This window comes from Paraburkholderia sp. FT54, assembly GCF_031585635.1.
In the GTDB taxonomy this organism is placed as follows: domain Bacteria; phylum Pseudomonadota; class Gammaproteobacteria; order Burkholderiales; family Burkholderiaceae; genus Paraburkholderia.
The window spans coordinates 1,574,808-1,588,254 of the sequence record NZ_CP134195.1; the positions used below are offsets into that span (position 1 = coordinate 1,574,808).

Annotated in this window: 12 protein-coding genes; 3 read left to right on the forward strand and 9 right to left on the reverse strand. The window is 63.7% G+C overall.

Annotation, left to right across the window (positions count from 1 at the left end; genetic code table 11):
- Positions 1 to 100: 100 nt before the first annotated feature.
- Positions 101 to 376: a hypothetical protein gene (locus RI103_RS07440; RefSeq protein ID WP_083772052.1), complete on the reverse strand. Its 276-nt coding sequence runs from the start codon at positions 374 to 376 to the stop codon at positions 101 to 103.
- Between the two features lie 232 nt (positions 377 to 608).
- Entirely contained in the window at positions 609 to 1,859 is a 1,251-nt protein-coding gene (locus tag RI103_RS07445; RefSeq protein ID WP_310814712.1) for a cupin domain-containing protein, read from the reverse strand.
- 32 nt (positions 1,860 to 1,891) lie between these two features.
- On the opposite strand from RI103_RS07445, the gene RI103_RS07450 reads away from it, so the two are divergent.
- Positions 1,892 to 2,431 (forward strand): peptidylprolyl isomerase, encoded by a 540-nt coding sequence (locus RI103_RS07450; RefSeq protein WP_011488927.1) that lies wholly within the window; start codon positions 1,892 to 1,894, stop codon positions 2,429 to 2,431.
- Here RI103_RS07450 and RI103_RS07455 read toward each other — a convergent pair.
- The 4 genes from RI103_RS07455 to RI103_RS07470 form a co-directional block, all read right to left on the reverse strand.
- Positions 2,411 to 3,769, reverse strand: a complete 1,359-nt coding sequence (locus RI103_RS07455) for a hypothetical protein (protein WP_310814713.1) — start codon at positions 3,767 to 3,769, stop codon at positions 2,411 to 2,413. The two genes, RI103_RS07450 and RI103_RS07455, sit on opposite strands and share 21 nt — an antisense overlap.
- Positions 3,756 to 6,443 (reverse strand): DNA mismatch repair protein MutS, encoded by a 2,688-nt coding sequence (mutS, locus tag RI103_RS07460; protein ID WP_310814714.1) that lies wholly within the window; start codon positions 6,441 to 6,443, stop codon positions 3,756 to 3,758. The genes RI103_RS07455 and mutS overlap by 14 nt, the downstream gene beginning before the upstream one ends.
- Positions 6,444 to 6,614: 171 nt before the next feature.
- Positions 6,615 to 7,913, reverse strand: coding sequence for a lysophospholipid transporter LplT (gene lplT / locus RI103_RS07465; protein ID WP_310814715.1), 1,299 nt, complete (start codon positions 7,911 to 7,913; stop codon positions 6,615 to 6,617).
- Between the two features lie 211 nt (positions 7,914 to 8,124).
- Positions 8,125 to 8,928 carry an inositol monophosphatase family protein gene (locus RI103_RS07470; protein ID WP_310814716.1) on the reverse strand — a complete coding sequence of 268 codons (804 nt, stop codon included), beginning with the start codon at positions 8,926 to 8,928 and terminating at the stop codon, positions 8,125 to 8,127.
- 373 nt (positions 8,929 to 9,301) lie between these two features.
- Between RI103_RS07470 and RI103_RS07475 the strand changes: the two genes are divergently transcribed.
- Both RI103_RS07475 and cysE read left to right on the forward strand, forming a co-directional pair.
- A complete protein-coding gene (locus RI103_RS07475) occupies positions 9,302 to 10,138 on the forward strand; it encodes an RNA methyltransferase (RefSeq protein WP_310814717.1) in 837 nt (278 codons plus the stop codon).
- Between the two features lie 211 nt (positions 10,139 to 10,349).
- The gene (cysE, locus tag RI103_RS07480) at positions 10,350 to 11,195 is read left to right on the forward strand and encodes a serine O-acetyltransferase (protein WP_310814718.1); all 846 of its coding nucleotides are present in this window, start codon (positions 10,350 to 10,352) and stop codon (positions 11,193 to 11,195) included.
- 132 nt (positions 11,196 to 11,327) lie between these two features.
- Here the strand turns inward: cysE and RI103_RS07485 are convergent, their stop codons facing one another.
- The 3 genes from RI103_RS07485 to RI103_RS07495 form a co-directional block, all read right to left on the reverse strand.
- A complete protein-coding gene (locus RI103_RS07485) occupies positions 11,328 to 12,125 on the reverse strand; it encodes a UDP-2,3-diacylglucosamine diphosphatase (protein ID WP_310814719.1) in 798 nt (265 codons plus the stop codon).
- A gap of 47 nt (positions 12,126 to 12,172) precedes the next feature.
- Positions 12,173 to 12,667, reverse strand: a complete 495-nt coding sequence (locus tag RI103_RS07490) for a peptidylprolyl isomerase (protein WP_063496582.1) — start codon at positions 12,665 to 12,667, stop codon at positions 12,173 to 12,175.
- A gap of 151 nt (positions 12,668 to 12,818) precedes the next feature.
- The gene (locus RI103_RS07495) at positions 12,819 to 13,400 is read right to left on the reverse strand and encodes a peptidylprolyl isomerase (protein WP_310814720.1); all 582 of its coding nucleotides are present in this window, start codon (positions 13,398 to 13,400) and stop codon (positions 12,819 to 12,821) included.
- Between the last annotated feature and the right edge of the window lie 47 nt (positions 13,401 to 13,447).

Sequence of the window (13,447 nt, forward strand, 5' to 3'; positions counted from 1 at the left end):
CGCCACGGATGTGAATCCGTGGCGTTTTGCTTTACTGCCCGGGAAATCGCGACGATTTCCCGGTGCAGTTTTCGCCCAGAGGCGAACCCTATGCGACAGCTTACTGGCTTGCGCCCGAAGCCGGAGCAGCAGCCGAAGCGGCAGCGTCCGAAGCAGCAGCGCCTGCGTCCGAAGCAGCGGTCGTAGCCGAAGCAGCAGCGTCGCTCGCAGCAGCAGCAGCACCCGAAGCAGCAGCAGCCGAATCCGAAGCTGCAGCAGCCGGTGCCGAAGCAGCAGCTGCGTCGCTAGCCGGGGCAGCGGCTTGGTCGTTGCTCTTGTTGCATGCAGCCAGTGCCACAGCTGCCAACAGGGATGCTACGAGGAGGGATTTCTTCATGATCACGTCCTTTTATGGTTTAAAGGTAAGCAACAGCGCAAAATAAAACCGGTAATGTGCTCCAACACCGACCTGGGCCGCTGGTGGAGAAGCTCTTTTGACGAGCTCGAATCTTCCCTACGGCTTGGGCGGAAATTATATGCACTTTCGTACTGACAATCCATAAATCCGGGGTCAATACGTTGTCTTTCTCATACAAAATTTCACTGTACGGTATAGCAGGCAGGCAGAGTTACGCAAGCTCGCCCACTTGTATCCAGCCCGCACAATACCACTCGTGTAGCCGTGCTGTCACCGACGAATCGTGTGAGAGTGTTACAAAGCGTTTCGCACTCATACAGCGGTGATTTGCGAGGTCAAACAACCACTTTTTTGCGCTATCGAATGACGTTTCCTCTCCATTTACGAAGAAAAAACGGCGGTTGTACAACAAATTAGTCTTGCGGTCCAGCCGAATACCTGACTTCGATGCCTGAGCGATGAAACGTGCTTCATTAAGCGGCCTTTGCGGCGGATCATAGACGACACTCGGTTTCGGTTCGCTGAGATACGTACCAAGGAACGACGCAATATCCTGCTTTTTCCATTCGATGCCAGCAAGGATTGCGCCAACCCTTTCGACCAACGCCGCGGGCAGCTCGGCCGGACGCTCCACGGCAGGCTGCTGCGGATCACGATAAAGCGCGCCTGGCCGGCCCGCCGACTCGCCGCGTTCCGCCAGATGGTAGAGGAACTGCGCGGTCAATTCGCCCACGGAAGGCGCGCGAAAACCGATCGAGCAGGTCATGCATTCGCCTTCGGCGATGCCGTCGTGCGCGATGTGCGGCGGCAGGTACAACATGTCGCCCGGCTCCAGCAGCCATTCCTCTTCGGGCTGGAAATTCTGTAAAACTTTCAAAGGCAAACCGGCTTGCAGTGTCAGATCTTTCTGCGCGCTGATGCGCCAACGCCGCTTGCCTTTTACTTGCAAAAGAAACACATCGTAGGAATCGAAGTGGGGGCCCACGCCGCCGCCGTCGCTTGCATACGAGATCATCAGGTCATCGAGACGCGCGTCCGGCACGAAGCGGAAGCGGTCCAGCAAGGCGCGCGCGCGATCGTCGTGGAGATCCACGCCTTGCACGAGCAGCGTCCATGCGCGCTGCTTCACCGAAGGCAGTTCGTCAGGCGCAAACGGCCCGTGCTCCAGCTGCCATTTATTGCGGAAATGCGTGATCAGACGTGCTTCGACTTCGTCCTGATCGGCCAGCTCGAAAAATTCGTCGCGCGAGAGCGGCGCCTCGACGTTCGGGATCGCCTGGCGAATCAGCAGCGGCTTTTTCTGCCAGTAGCGGCGCATGAATTGCGACGGCGTCAGATTGCCGAGCAGCGGTGTCGGCGTGTCTGGCGAGGGCGGGAGAACCGGAAGAGCCGACTTTGAAGCCGGCGATGAATTCCGTGCCGAAGCTACGTCGGCCGGGTGGTCAGTGGGCCGCTTGGGCATCGTATAATGTGAGTTGTATTCTGGAGAATCGAATGAAAATCGCAAAGAACACCGTCGTGTCAGTCGCTTACAAGCTGTCGGATGCGCAGGGCAATCTGATTGAAGAAAGCGACGAGCCGATGGTCTATCTGCACGGCGGCTATGATGGCACGTTCCCCAAGATCGAGGAAGAGCTCGACGGCCACGAGGCCGGTTTCGAGACCCAGATCCAGCTTGAGCCGCAAGACGCGTTCGGTGAGTACGACCCCGATCTCGTGAAGATCGAGCCGCGTGATCGCTTCCCGGAACCGCTCGAAGTCGGCATGCAATTCGAAGGCACGCCGGAAGAAGGCGACGAGGATCTCGATTCGCTCGTCTACGTGGTGACCGATGTCGCGGAAGACAAAGTCGTGCTCGACGGCAACCATCCGCTCGCCGGCATGGCGCTGCGTTTTGCGTTGACCGTCAAAGACGTGCGTCCGGCGACTGAAGACGAAATCCAGCACGAACACGCGCATGGCGCCGACGGCCTCGAAGTTCTCGACGACGACGAGGACGACGAAGAAGACAAGTCAGGGCCCACGCTGCACTGAGCTTGCGGGCATGCCGGGCACGCCTGAAGAAGCGCCCGGCGTGCGCGGCTGCGAGGCTGACATGGGCGGCGTCGACGTGGCCGGCCCGTAGCCACCACCTCCCTGATCCGCCGGTATGCGCGGTTGCTGATCCAGTTGCGACTCGCCAGGCGTTTGCAACAGCGGCGGCAATTCCGACGCGGGCCCGAGTGCCGGCACAGCCGGCATCGACGCGGCCGGTTCATCGCGCGGCACCACGGGCTGCGCCGCGGGCATCGGCATTTGCCTCGGTACATCGTGCACGCTGACGCGAAACGGCGGTTTCCTGCCGAGATCTGCATCCACCTGAATCCACTGGTTGAGACGATCATGCGGCGCGAGCGCGACACGCGTGAGATTCGTCACCAGCATGCCTTTGTCATTGCGTAGCGGCTGATCGATCACGAAGCCGGCACTCGCGCGCTCGTCGTCGCAGTGAATCACCAGCACGGGTCCGCGGAAAGTCTGCGCGAGCTTCACGAGGCTGCGTTTGAATTCCAGAAAACCGTCGCGGCGGGTGTTGCGCGCAAAACGTAGCCACGCAAAACGGTCGGGCCGTTCGTAGCGCTCAGGGTCCGGGTCGCCTTGAATGAACACGACGATCGCGCGCGCGTCGCGGCGTTTTGCATACTCGCCGGCGTGTTCGAGCCAGAATGCATTGGCGATCACGCGGTCTTCGAATTCGCCGTTGCGCCCGCCCGCAGTCAGATAATGATTGTTCGGACTCGGCGCATTCAGGCCGACGAACACCGTATCGCCCACTTGCCAGCGCACATTCTCGCGATAGGGACGAAAGCGCGAGACTTCGCTTTCACGCGTCAATGCGATCGGGTTTTGACCCATCGAGGTGGCGTCGGCGAAGAGCGTCTGACGCAACTGATCGAGCCGCTCGGTCGGATCGAAGCCGCCGGCTTCGGCCGTGCCGCAATCGGCCCAGTCATGCTGGCCGGGAATGAAGAACAGGGCGGGTCGCGACGTTTCGAGCAGCGCGTGGCGGCGCTCGTAGAGCGCGTCGCGGCACGCCTCTTTCGCGCCCTTCAGATTACCGTCGTACACGATGAACGACATGTCGCGCTCGCGGCTGATTGCTTCGATCAGCCGCTGCGTGGGCGCTTCGTCGGCGGCGCTCTGCATTGTGTTGGCGATCACCGCGAAGGTGTAGCGCGGCGCGTCGGCGTAGGCCGCCGGCGCGAAAGCTGACAACCCCGCGAACAGTCCCGCGAGCGGCACGCAGCCGCTAGAAAGCGTGAGGGCGACGCTCAGCGCCGCGCGAAGTTTGCGCGGGCGCTGCGAGGGCCTGTGTGCGTCAATGATCCGCATCCGGCGCGGCGGCCAGTTCGTGCAGTTCGTACAGCAGATCGAGTGCTTCGCGTGGCCGCAGATCGTTCGGGTCGATGCCGCGCAGACGCTCGACGAGTGCCTGCATGGCGGGCGACGCCGGCGATTCCGCCTTGGCATCGTCGCGCTCGTCGTCGGCGTCTTCGAGCAGCATCGGCATGGGGGCGGCGAACAGATCGAGTTGCGGCGCGGGTTGCGCGGCGGACTGCTGTTCGAGATGCGCGAGATGCTTGCGCGCCGCGCGAATCACCGCGTTCGGCACGCCAGCGAGTTGCGCGACCTGCAGACCGTAGCTCTGATTCGCCGGACCTTCGCTGACTGCGTGCAGGAACACGATGCCATGCCCGTGTTCCACCGCCGACAGATGCACGTTGGCCGCCTGCGGAAATTCCGCCGGCAACTGCGTCAGTTCGAAGTAGTGCGTGGCAAACAGCGTATGGCAGCCATTGTGCGCGAGCAGGTGCCGCGCGATGGCCCACGCCAGCGCGAGCCCGTCGAACGTGGACGTGCCGCGGCCGATCTCGTCCATCAACACGAGGCTTTGCGGCGTGGCGTCGTTCAGGATCGCGGCGGCTTCGGTCATCTCGACCATGAAGGTGGAGCGGCCGCCGGCGAGGTCGTCCGCTGCGCCGATGCGCGTGAAGATGCGATCGATCGGCCCGAAGGCGGCGCGGCGCGCCGGTACGTAGCTACCCACGTAGGCGAGTAGCGCGATCAGCGCGGTCTGCCGCATGAAGGTCGATTTACCGCCCATGTTCGGGCCGGTGATCAGCAGCAGTTTGCGATCGGGCGTGAGCGTGCAGTCGTTGGCGATGAACTGCTCGACCTGCGCCTCGACCACCGGGTGCCGTCCTTGTTCGATTTCGATCCCGGTGTTCGCCGAGAACGTGGGCGCGACCCAATCGAGCGCGCGGGCGCGCTCGCCGAAGGCCGCCAGCAGATCGAGTTCGGCGAGCGCCGAAGCGACCCGCTGACAATCCGGGATGAAGGGCAGCAGCGCCTGCAGCAGCGCGTCGTAGAGCGAGCGTTCGCGGGCGAGCGCGCGTTCCTGCGCGGAGAGCGCCTTGTCCTCGAACGTTTTCAGTTCCGGCGTGATGTAGCGCTCGGCGTTCTTCAGCGTCTGGCGGCGGCGATAATCGTCGGGCACCTTGTCGGTTTGACCGCGCGTGACTTCGATATAGAAGCCGTGCACCTTGTTGTACTCGACGCGCAGATTGCCGATGCCCGTGCGCGCGCGCTCGCGTGTCTCGAGGTCGATCAGGAACTGCCCGCAGTTCTCCGAAATATCCCGCAGCTCGTCCAGTTCCGCATCGTAGCCGCGCGCGATCACGCCGCCGTCGCGCACCATCGCCGACGGTTCCTGCGCGACCGCGCGCTTGAGCAGCTCGACGCAGGCTTGCGGCGGTTCCAGCGAGGCGTCGATGCGTGCCAGCGAATCCGCATTCGGCGAGACGGCGGCGAGTTGCGTTCGCAACTCGGGCAAGGCAATGAAGGTATCGCGCAGACTCGACAGATCGCGCGGCCGTGCTGACAGCAGCGCGAGACGCCCGGTGATCCGCTCGATGTCCGAGATCTGCCGCAACGCGCCGCGCAACGCGTCGACGCTCGCGCCCGGTGGCGCATCGAGCAATGCGCCGATGGCCTGCTGACGCGCCTGCGCCACCGCCGATTCGCGCGGCGGATGATGTAGCCAGTGACGCAGCAGACGGCTGCCCATGGTCGTGCAGCAGGTATCGAGCAGCGAACACAGCGTGGGCGATTCGGTGCCGCGCAGGGTTTCGGTGAGTTCGAGGTTGCGGCGCGTGGCGGGATCGAGGCCAATATATTCGGATTCGTATTCGACCTTCAGGCTGCGCACGTGACGCAATTGCTGGCCTTGCGTGGCGGCGGCATACAGCAGCAACGCGCCGGCCGCGCCGCATGCGCATGTCAGCGAATGCGCGCCGAAGCCGTCGAGGCCCGCCACTTCCAGCTGATCGCACAAGCGCTGCGTGCCCGAGGTGACATCGAAGTGCCAGACCGGCACGCGGGTGAGGGCGCCCGCATTGACCGGCGGCGTCCAGCTCGCCGGGTCGCTGGGCGTGTCGGCCACCAGAATTTCCGCGGGACGAATGCGCTCGAGCGCAGCCGCCACCTGGTCGGGCGCGACTTCAGCGAGGCGCAACGCGCCGCTCGCCAGATTCAGCCACGCAAGGCCGACGCTTGTCGCGACGCCGCGACGGTTATGCGCGACGCACATGGCCATCAGATAGACGTCGCTCTTGTCGGACAGCAGCGCGGCGTCCGTGAGCGTGCCCGGCGTGACCACGCGCACCACTTTGCGCTCGACCGGACCCTTCGACGTAGCGGGGTCGCCGATCTGCTCGCAAATCGCGACCGATTCGCCGAGCTTAACCAGCTTCGCCAGATACTGTTCCACCGCGTGATGCGGCACGCCGGCCATCTTGATCGGATTGCCCGCGGACGCGCCACGCTGCGTGAGTGTCAGATCGAGCAGACGTGCCGCTTTTTCCGCGTCGTCGAAAAAGAGTTCGTAGAAGTCGCCCATCCGGTAGAACACCAGCGTGCCCGGATGGTCCGCCTTGATGCGCAGATACTGCTGCATCATAGGCGTGTGTTGTGCGACGTCGTTGGCCGCTGCGGTTTGAATGCCCATCCTCGGTATCTTCTTGCGTTAGCTGTTCAGGGCGTGAGTTTAACCTGCCGGCGCGGCGAGCGGACCCTGGCCAGTCGGCCAATCCGAACCGCCAATCCGCATTGCAGCCCTACGCCACGGCGGCAAATCTCGCACAAACCGCGCCGCGCCCGCTGCACCCGCATGAAGACTTCATTCTTCCACCATGACCCGCATATCCACCGTGCGTTCATTCACCGCGCTACGCCGTTTTGCCAGCCACATCATGAAGGTGATGAAGGTGCCGAACACGACGATGATCCACTGCGCCGGCATCTTCGCCGTGAGCAGCAGCGCGTAGGCCCCGAGCATCAGCAGCACGGCGAGATTCTGGTTGAAATTTTGCACCGCGATCGAATGCCCGGCGGACAGCAGCGTCGCGCCGCGATGCTGAAGAATCGCGTTCATCGGCACGATGAAAAAGCCCGAGAGCGCGCCGAGCAGGATCATCAGCGGATAGGCGAGCAGAATGTAGAACGGCAGCACGTAGGTGCCGATGCGAATGCCTGAACCCGGCGGGAACAGATCCTTGTTGTAGAACGCCATGGCGATCGCCACCGCGCCGGTCAGAATGCCGACCGGCAACACGCGCAGCGATTTGCGCAACGGAATCAGCGCGGCCGCGGCTGCGGCGCCGACCGCGATGCCGAGCCCCGTGACGCCTTGCATGACCGCCGCCTTCGAGAGCGACAGCCCGAGATTCACGTTGGCCCATTTGAGCACCAGCAATTGCAGCGTGACCGCGCCGCCCCACATCAGGGTGGTCACCCACAGCGCGATCTGCGCGAGTTTGTCGGCCCACAGCACGTTGAAGCAATGATAGAAGTCGCCGACCAGTTTCTTCGGTTCGCTCAGGCGGTTCTCATAACGCGCGCCGGTGTCGGGAATGAAAATGTTGATCGCGGCGGCGATCGCATAAGTCACCATGGTTGCGAACATGGCGAGATCGGCGGAGGAGCGGATCAGCGGCAGATGCGCATGCGCGACGAACTTATCCGCGAAGGTGCTGATCAGCGCGCCGCCCACCATCGTGCCGACGATGGTCGACAGCACGGTGGCCGATTCGAGCCACGCGTTCGCCTGAACGAGTTTTTCCGCGGGCAGCAGTTCCGTGAGGATGCCGTATTTGGCCGGCGAATATGCGGCCGCGCCGAAGCCGACCACGCCGTATGCAATCATCGGATGAACGCCCGCGATCATCATCAGGCAGCCGCTCGCCTTCAACGCGTTGGAGATGAACATGACGTGCCGCTTTTGCATCGAGTCGGCGAACGCGCCGACGAACGGCGCGAGCAGCACATACGACACGGTAAAGAAAATCTGCAGCAGCGGCGTGACCCAGGCGGCCGAGCGAATCACGGAGAGCAGCGCGATGGCTGCGATCAACAGTGCATTATCTGCAAGCGACGAAACAAACTGCGCCGCGATGATTGTGTAGAAGCCTTTTTTCATGAAGCCGGTCGGAAGCTGCGCGCAAGTCAGGCGCAAAGCAGGGCGCAGCAAAAAACGCGCGAAAAGCAGCCGGCAATGGAGTGCGCCGGCGCGGCATTTCGCTTTGTAGCACGAACGCCCGCTGGATGCAGGCGCGCCAACGAAAAAGCGGCCGAAGCCGCTTGTTCACATGCCGCTTGCCGGTGCCCAACCGGCGTCACGCCGGCAGGGCTTAAGCCGGTTGCTGACGCGTGCGGCTGTAGCGCGACAGAATCGGGATCATCTGCGCGTAGACCTTCGCGTTGCCCGCGACGATTTCGCCGACGTGCAGGAAATCCGAATCGCCCGTGTAGTTGCCAACCAGGCCACCAGCTTCCGTGACCAGCAGGCTGCCGGCGGCGACGTCCCACGCATTGAGGCCTTGTTCGAAGAAGCCGTCCATGCGGCCGGCCGCAACGTTCGCCAGGTCGAGCGCGGCGGCGCCCGGACGGCGCAGGCCGGCGCAGGCTTGGGTCATTTCAGCGAACTGGCGGCCATACGCTTCGAGGCCGTCCTTTTCGCGGAACGGGAAGCCGGTGCCGATCAGGCCGTCGGCCAGACGGTCGCGCTTGGCCACGCGGATGCGGCGGTCGTTGAGGAATGCGCCACGGCCGCGCGAAGCGGTGAACAGGTCGTTGCGGGTCGGGTCGTAGACTACGGCCTGCGTCACGATGCCCTTATGAGCCAGCGCGATCGACACGCAATAGTACGGAAAGCCGTGGATGAAATTGGTGGTGCCGTCGAGCGGATCGATGATCCACTGGTATTCGGATTCGTTATCGGACTTGCCGGATTCTTCGGCGAGGATCGCGTGATCGGGGTAGGCGGTCTTGAGCGTGTCGATGATCGCCGCTTCAGACGCTTTGTCGACCTCCGTGACGAAATCGTTGTGCTGTTTCTTGCTGACCTGGACGAGATCGAGATCGAGCGACGCGCGGGTGATGATCTGTGAAGCGCGGCGCGCGGCCTTCACAGCGATATTGAGCATGGGATGCATGAGACTGGATCCTTGTGCCGGGGCAGCACGGCTGCTGGCCGGTAAATGAGCGCTAACCTGCGCTAATTGGGCGCCCTCGAAAGGCGCGGAAACAGCACGGAACGCTCGCCCGGTACAGGACCGGTGCGCATTCCGCCGACGGAGACGAATTGGATAAGAACGAGGCGCTCATGCAAAGCTGGACGCGAATTTCGGTATTTTACCTGAGTCCGGGCGCCGCGGCGGCGTTCGCGGGACGGGCGGGCAATCTGCCCAGGTTTTACGCGGCTCGGCCCGGCATTGGGCAAGCGCATTGGCATGCGTATCCGCGTCCATTTCGGACCGGCTGCGGCGTTGGCGCTACCATACCCGTCTTTAGCTTGCAGAATTTATCGTGGACCACACCCACCATTCTTCCGATCCTGACGTAGCCGAACTGCGCGGCGGCTTCACCTCGACGCGCTTCGTGCTCGTCGAGCCGAGTCATCCGGGTAACGTGGGCGCCGCGGCGCGCGCGCTGAAAACCATGGGTTTCTCGCGGCTCGTGCTGGTGTCGCCGCGCGTGCCGCACGTGCAGAGCGATCCGGAAGCCGTCGCCATGGCGAGCGGCGCCGACGACGTACTGGCGTCCGCGCACGTCGTGCCGACCCTCGCCGACGCCCTGAGCGGCGTGCATTGGTCGATCGCGCTGACTGCGCGGCTGCGCGAATACGGGCCGCCGCAATGGACGCCGCGTGCCGCGGCCGGCGTCGCGCGCGAGCAGGCGGTGCATGGCGAGATCGCGCTGGTGTTCGGCAACGAGCGCACCGGCTTGTCGAACGAGGACGTCGAGCGCTGCAGCGCGCTGGCGCATATTCCCGCCAACCCGGCCTATAGCTCGCTCAATCTCGCGCAGGCCGTGCAGGTGTTGGCGTATGAGTTGCGCACGACGTATCTGTCGGTCGACGGCGTGACAACGGCGGCGCAAGCTGCGTCTCAGGCGGCTGCGGGGCAGGGCGAGCCGGCTGGCGCGCGCGCCGCGAGCGACGAAATCGAAAGCATGTTCACGCATCTGGAAAGCGCGCTGGTCGCGCTCGAATTTCTCGATCCGGCGAATCCGAAGAAGCTGATGTCGCGATTGCGGCGTCTCTTTGCGCGCTCAGGTCTCGAACGCGAGGAGGTGAATATCGTGCGCGGCATAGCCAAACACATTCTGCTGAAGACGAGCCACAAGGACGGCGACGCGTCCTGAGAGCAGCACGCCGTTGCTGCGTGCTTTCGCGACGACCGGCGACGACCAGCGACGACCCCGCCGGTAGCGTGGGCTTCCGGCAGGTTTCGCGCAATCCCCCTACAATCCTCAACACGTTCTAAGCAAAGCTGCCGCCGTGCTATGCGGCAAGCCATGCCGTCACGCGCGCCAGGTCGCGCGCGGCCCCTTCTCCCACAACACAGTCCCTGCCATGTTCACGAGACTTCGCGAAGACATCGCCACGATCCGCGAGCGCGACCCCGCCGCCCGCAGCGCCTGGGAAGTCCTCACGTGTTATCCGGGCCTGCACGCGCTCGTGCTGCACCGGCTCGCGCATGCATGCTGGCGGGCCGGGCGCCGCTGGCTCGCGCGTTTCGTCTCGCAGATAGCGCGCTTCATGACCGGCATCGAAATCCATCCCGGCGCGACGCTCGGGCGGCGGGTGTTCATCGATCACGGCATGGGCGTGGTGATCGGCGAGACCGCGCAGGTCGGCGACGACTGCACGATCTATCAGGGCGTGACGCTCGGCGGCACGTCGCTCACGCGCGGCGCGAAACGGCATCCTACGCTCGAGCGCGGCGTGATCGTCGGCGCGGGCGCGAAGGTGCTCGGCGGTTTCACGATCGGCGCGGACGCGAAGATCGGTTCGAACGCGGTGGTGACCAAGCCCGTGCCGGCGCGCGGCACGGCGGTGGGCAATCCGGCGCGGATCATCGTGCCGGCGGCGGCCGCGGTGGTTTCCGAGGCGGCGTCCACCGCGTCTGATGCGGGTTCCAGCGGTGCCGCGCGCGACGTAAAACGCGCCGCCGGGAGCAGCGGCTTCTGCGCGTACGGCATCACGCCGAACGCGGACGATCCGGTGTCGCTGGCCATTCACGGCCTGATCGATCACGCGGCCACGCAAGCGAAGCGCATCGACGAAATCGTCGACGCGCTGGAGCGGCTCGGCACGAGTCTGGAAGGGCTGCAAGGCGCGGATGCGGCGTTGCTCGATTTGCGGCGCCTGTCGGCCGCGATTGCAGGCAAGGTGGAAGGGGCGGCGGCGGAGCGGTGACGCTTCCTGCAGGCGCCGACGTCAATCGCTTGGCGCTAGCGAGGGCGGATACTAGACGCGGCGCGAAGAGAGGGCCAGGCTCAACGTGCATTCAGTAGTGCGGCAAGCCCATGATCAACCGCCATGCCGCCATCAACCCAACGGCAACGCCCGAATCCCCTCGGCATCGATACGCAAATAGCCACCGCGCCGCTCGCCGTGGTCGAGATCCCAATCCGGCAGAACCCAGCGCGTGCCGCCCGGCTCGCAATGCCGCGCCGGCCGGTGCGTGTGTCCATGAATGATGGTCGCGGTTTTCGACGACTTGAATAACGCGGCCACGGCCGCCGCCGTCACGTCGTACTTCGGCGAAACCGGCCGCGAGCGGCCTTGCTCGCTTTTCGAGCGCATGTTTTCGGCGAGCTTCTGACGCCAGCGCAACGGCCACGCGAGAAACAGCATCTGCGCGAAACGGTTGCGCGCAAAACGCCGGAACGTTTGATAGCCGCGATCCGCCGTGCACAAGCCGTCGCCATGCGCGAGCACGACACGTGTGCCGAACGCGGTAATCACGAACGGATCGGGCAGCCAGATCGCGCCGGCCGCTTTCATGAAACGCTTGCCCAGCAGAAAATCGCGGTTGCCATGCATGATGTAGAGCGCGATGCCGCGCTCGGACAACGTATGCAGGAGCGCCGCCATGCGCGCGACGAACGGCTCGACGAGCATGTCGTCGCCGATCCAGTACTCGAACAGATCGCCGAGAATGAAAACCGAATCGGCCTGTTCGGCCGTCACGCGGATGAAATGCTCGAACGCGGCGACCGTACGCGGAATCGCCTCGCCCAGATGAATATCGGAGAGGAAAAAAAACGGGCGTGCGGCGTGCGGGCGTTTGCCCTCGCCAGGCACGCCCGCGGCGACGCTTCGCAGCGGCGTTTCTTGCAGCATTGAAGGTGCCTGATATCAGTTCGAACGAGTCGATGCCTGGTTCACGTTCAGTCGACGATCACAGCCTTTTCGATCACCACGTCGTCCGCCGGCACGTCCTGATGGAAGCCCTTCGAACCCGTCTTGACCTTCTTGATCTTCTCGACGATGTCCATGCCTTCGACCACCTTGCCGAACACGGCGTAGCCCCAACCCTGCGGCGTGGGCGACGAGTGGTTCAGGAAGTCGTTGTCGTTCACGTTGATGAAGAATTGCGCGGTGGCCGAATGCGGGTCGTTCGTGCGTGCCATGGCGACCGAGCCATTCACGTTCTTCAGACCGTTGTTCGCTTCGTTGGTGATCGGCTCGGCCGTCGGCTTCTGCTTCATGCCGGGTTCGAAACCGCCGCCCTGGATCATGAAGCCGTCGATCACGCGGTGGAACACCGTGTTGTCGTAGTGGCCGGCCTTCACGTAGTTGAGGAAGTTCTCAACCGACTTCGGCGCCTTCTCAGCGTCCAGTTCGAGTTTGATGACGCCGTGGTTCGTATGCAGTTCAACCATGATGGAATCCTTTGATGAACAGGGTGGGTAAAAGGCGCGGCGAGTCGTCATGAACTGACGCCGGGCCGCGCCGGGGCGTGGATTGAGCGCTGACGCCTGGCTCGTGCGCGCGGTATGTCGCGCGCGCTTTCAGCGCTCGCCTTTGCTGCAATTACTTGCCGACGACCGTGGCCGACTCGATCACCACCGCCTTTTGCGGCACGTCGCCCATCGGGCCGCGCGAGGTGGTGGGCGTGCCTTCGATCTTCTTCACGACGTCCATGCCGCTCGTCACCTTGCCGAACACCGCATAGCCGTTGCCGTCCGGATTCGGATAGTCGAGGCCGGCATTGTCGACCGTGTTGATGAAGAACTGCGCCGTGGCCGAATTCGGATCGCTGGTGCGCGCCATGGCAAGCGTGCCCGCCATGTTCTTCAGGCCGTTACGACTTTCGAGCGGAATCGGCGCGCGCGTCGGCTTCTCTGCAAAGCTCTGCGTATAGCCGCCGCCCTGAATCATGAAGCCGCGAATCACGCGATGAAAAATCGTGCCGCTGTACTGGCCGGACTTCACGTAGTCGAGGAAGTTGGCGACCGTCTTCGGCGCTTTCTCAGGATACAACTCGACGCGGATGTCGCCTTCCGATGTCTTGAAGAGGACGGACGGATGCGCGGCTTGCGAACCGGACTGGGCAAATGCGGGGGCGTTTGCGATCAGGGCGGCGCTGCCGAGCGCCAACATCAACCATTTCATGAAGATCCTCAGGGTTGGAAAAAACGTATTGCGCGAAAACGTAATGG

What these genes read in the sequence shown, in the direction of transcription:
- RI103_RS07440 (WP_083772052.1), bottom strand. Translation starts at nt 376, where the DNA reads ATGAAGAAATCCCTCCTCGTAGCATCCCTGTTGGCAGCTGTGGCACTG.
- RI103_RS07445 (WP_310814712.1), bottom strand. Translation starts at nt 1,859, where the DNA reads ATGCCCAAGCGGCCCACTGACCACCCGGCCGACGTAGCTTCGGCACGG.
- RI103_RS07450 (WP_011488927.1), top strand. Translation starts at nt 1,892, where the DNA reads ATGAAAATCGCAAAGAACACCGTCGTGTCAGTCGCTTACAAGCTGTCG.
- RI103_RS07455 (WP_310814713.1), bottom strand. Translation starts at nt 3,769, where the DNA reads ATGCGGATCATTGACGCACACAGGCCCTCGCAGCGCCCGCGCAAACTT.
- mutS (WP_310814714.1), bottom strand. Translation starts at nt 6,443, where the DNA reads ATGGGCATTCAAACCGCAGCGGCCAACGACGTCGCACAACACACGCCT.
- lplT (WP_310814715.1), bottom strand. Translation starts at nt 7,913, where the DNA reads ATGAAAAAAGGCTTCTACACAATCATCGCGGCGCAGTTTGTTTCGTCG.
- RI103_RS07470 (WP_310814716.1), bottom strand. Translation starts at nt 8,928, where the DNA reads ATGCATCCCATGCTCAATATCGCTGTGAAGGCCGCGCGCCGCGCTTCA.
- cysE (WP_310814718.1), top strand. Translation starts at nt 10,350, where the DNA reads ATGTTCACGAGACTTCGCGAAGACATCGCCACGATCCGCGAGCGCGAC.
- RI103_RS07485 (WP_310814719.1), bottom strand. Translation starts at nt 12,125, where the DNA reads ATGCTGCAAGAAACGCCGCTGCGAAGCGTCGCCGCGGGCGTGCCTGGC.
- RI103_RS07490 (WP_063496582.1), bottom strand. Translation starts at nt 12,667, where the DNA reads ATGGTTGAACTGCATACGAACCACGGCGTCATCAAACTCGAACTGGAC.
- RI103_RS07495 (WP_310814720.1), bottom strand. Translation starts at nt 13,400, where the DNA reads ATGAAATGGTTGATGTTGGCGCTCGGCAGCGCCGCCCTGATCGCAAAC.